General features: G+C 69.1%; 3 protein-coding genes. 1 reads left to right on the forward strand and 2 read right to left on the reverse strand.

The genetic code is table 11. The annotated features are described in order from the left end of the window. Positions 1-65: 65 nt before the first annotated feature. The gene (locus tag DBR34_RS11485; RefSeq protein WP_128096892.1) at positions 66-1031 is read right to left on the reverse strand and encodes a L,D-transpeptidase; all 966 of its coding nucleotides are present in this window, start codon (positions 1029-1031) and stop codon (positions 66-68) included. A 193-nt stretch (positions 1032-1224) separates the two neighbouring features. Between DBR34_RS11485 and DBR34_RS11490 the strand changes: the two genes are divergently transcribed. Next, on the forward strand, positions 1225-2658 hold the full coding sequence (locus DBR34_RS11490; protein WP_128096893.1) for a GGDEF domain-containing protein: 1434 nt from the start codon (positions 1225-1227) through the stop codon (positions 2656-2658). 26 nt (positions 2659-2684) lie between these two features. Here the strand turns inward: DBR34_RS11490 and DBR34_RS11495 are convergent. Next, the coding region (locus DBR34_RS11495) for a hypothetical protein (protein ID WP_258223833.1) at positions 2685-3148 on the reverse strand (464 nt) is incomplete at its 5' end.

Raw genomic sequence — 3148 nt, forward strand, 5'->3', positions numbered from 1 at the left:
GCCACCACCAGCCGGCGATCCCGACCACCAGTCCCAGCGCCAGCAGCTTGGTCAGTTTCATCCGGTTACTCCTGCATCACCACCGGCACCGATGCGTCCACCGCGTCAGCCACCTGCAGCGCGTCCCAGTTGGTCATGCGCACGCAGCCGTGCGATTCGGTCTTGCCCACGTGGCCCGGCTCGGGCGTGCCGTGCAGGCCGTAGTGCGGCTTGGAGATGTCGATCCAGACCCGGCCCACCGGGTTGTTCGGACCCGGCGGCAGCAGCGCCTTGCTTTCCTTCTTGCTGGCATCCCAGAACAGCTTGGGGTTGTAGTGGAAGGTCGGATCGCGCGAGATGCCCAGGATCTTCCACTTACCGATCGGCAGCGGGTCGTGCTTGCTGCCCGACGACACCGGGAACTGTGCGTAGACCTTGCCCTGCGCGTCGTACATGCGCAGCGTGGAATCGGATTTGTCGATCACCAGTTTGGCGGCCTTGGGCAACGTGCCCGGTGCGATGTTGGGCACCTGGATCTCGCTGCCGGCCTTGGTCAGGTCCACGCCGGGGTTGAGTGCGCGCAGCAGCTCCGGCGACGCGTGGAAGCGCTCGCCCAGCGCTTCCTCCACCGATGCGTAACCAAGGGCCTTCAGTTTGGCCTGCTCGGCCGGCTTCTTCGGAATCGGCGCGAACGGGCCGGCCACGTCCTCGGCGGTGAGCGTGTAGCGCGCCAGCACCGGGGTGGCGTCCGGCTGTAGTGCCTGCCAGGTGGCATCGTCAAGCTCGCCGGTCACCTTGAGGCCGCGAGCGGCCTGGAAGCCGGCCACCGCGCGCTTCTGGTTGGAGCCGGTCAGGCCATCGATCTGGCCGGGCGAGAAATGCGCACGATCCAGCAGCACCTGCGCGTGCAGGTCAGAACGCGGGCCAGTGGCGGGTGTGCTGCTTTCGGCAACCGGTGCCGGCAGGGCAGCCGGTTGCTGGGCAAATGCGGGCGTAGCGCTGGCAAGGGCCAGCACCAGCAGCGAAACAGGGGCAGTGGGGCGCAACGGCATTGAATACTCCAGGGCAGGCTCACCTGCACCATGCCGCAGCGGTGTGCACGGCTGTCGTGAAAACGCTGACGCGCAGCTGAGCGCAGCACCGCCGCCGGGCGTGTGCAGAGGCTGTGAAGCGATGCGTACCGCTGCACCGGGTGCACCGCAAAGGCGGTATCGTGGGACCACATCGCATCCGGGCGGGGATGGCATGGCAGCTGTGTTGGCGGCGTTGTACATCGTGTGCCACGGATTGGCCCTGGTGCTGTTGCCGGGCCATGCGCAGGCGGTGTCGTTTTCGTTCCTGATCGGTGCGCCGGTGCTGGCGGCCCTGGCCTGCGCGTGGCGGATGCTGCACAGCGAAGCGCGGGTGGGGTGGCTGGCCTTGAGTGTCGGCATGTTGCTGTGGGCTGGTGGCATGGCGCTGAACATGTACCAGGACATCGGCCTGGGCGCGCCCGATACCACCCCCGGGGTGAGCATGCTGTTGTACGTGCTGTACGGGGTGCCGTTGACGTTCGCGATGGCCCATCCGCGCCATGAGCCGTGGTACCTGGTGGTCATCGACGGCGCGCTGGCGCTGCTGCTGGGCTACCTGTTCTTCGTGCACACCTTCTCGTTCGCCACGATGAGCGATGCCCCCGAGCAGGGCGTCAACAGCCTGCGGCTGATGTTCGACATCGAAAACCTGTTCATCGCCGCCTTCGCGCTGGTGCGTTACCTGGCCAGCGAGGATGCATCGCGGCGCATCTTCTTCCGCGCTCTCGCCGCCTTCGCGTGGGTGTACATGGGCGTGGCCGCCTACATCAACCACGTCGCCACCGAGGCCAACTACGGGGGGCTGGTCGATCTGGTCATCGACCTCCCGTTCCTGCTGCTGGCGTGCCTGGCGCTGCGCCGTGGTGATGCGGTGGCCATGGACACGCCGCGCCGCCTGGCCCTGGCCGTGCGTGCCGGCAGCCCGTTGATCCTGCCGGCGGCACTGCTCGTGGTGTCGGCCTTGATGGTGAGGTCACACCCGCACCTGGCGGTGGTCGGTTTCGCGTTGGCCACGCTGGGCTCGGGCCTGCGCGGGGTGGTGATGCAGGTGCGGGCGATGGAGCGCCAGGACCAGCTTGACGTGCTGGCGCGGGTGGATGCACTGACCGGTGTGGCCAACCGCCGTCAGTTCGACCAGGTGCTGCAGAGCGAGTGGAGCCGTGCGCGACGCAGTGGCCAGGGCATGGCGCTGCTGATGGTGGACATCGACCATTTCAAGGAATTCAACGACCGCTTCGGCCACCCGCTGGGCGACGCCTGCCTGCGTGCCGTGGCCACCGCACTGTCGGGATGCGCCACCCGTGGCAGCGACGTGGTGGCCCGCTACGGCGGCGAGGAGTTTGCGGTGGTGGTGTCAGGCACCACCCGCGACGGCGCGCTGGCCCTGGCCGAGACCATGCGCCTGGCGGTGGAGCGGTTACGCCTGGCCACCACAGAGCCGGTCGGCAGCGTGGGTGTCACCATCAGCATCGGGGTGGCGCACGTGGCACTGATCGCGTCGGCCGACCCCAGCGCGTTGCTGGCCGCGACCGATGCCGCGTTGTACGAGGCCAAGCGCGCCGGGCGCAACCGCGTGGTGGAAGGCCGGCTGCCCGAGGCGCGTTGACCGCGTTGGAGGCACATCCGTGCCGGTCAGCCACGCACCCATGCCGCCGGATCGAGCAGGCGCAGGCCCACCGGTGACAGCGTGGTCAGGCGCAGGCCAAGGTCGGCCTGGCGTGCGGCCTGGGCACACTGCGCCAGCTGGTCGCGCAGCGCCACCGTGGCATCGCCGTCGTGGTGTGCACGCGGGCGCGGATGGCGCCATTGCGACAGCCGACGCACACAGGCCAGCAGGTCCAGTTCGGTGGCGCCAATGAACGGTGAGCCGGGTTGCAGCAGCTCGATCGGCGCGTGGCCGGTGCGCAGCAGCGGCACCAACGTAGTGAAGGCGCCGATGCCATCGGCATCCAGGCCAAGGCCGCCCAGCAGGGCGACGGCGTCGTCGCGGGTCGCGGGGTCGGCCACGCGGCGCAGCGCGCACAGCAGGCGCTGCTCGACGGCGTTGCAGCGCCGGCCGATCGACTGGTAGCTGACCCGGGTGGGGGAGGCGGGGG

The sequence above is a fragment of the Stenotrophomonas sp. HMWF003 genome (genome assembly GCF_003061285.1).
Lineage (GTDB): Bacteria > Pseudomonadota > Gammaproteobacteria > Xanthomonadales > Xanthomonadaceae > Stenotrophomonas > Stenotrophomonas maltophilia_AP.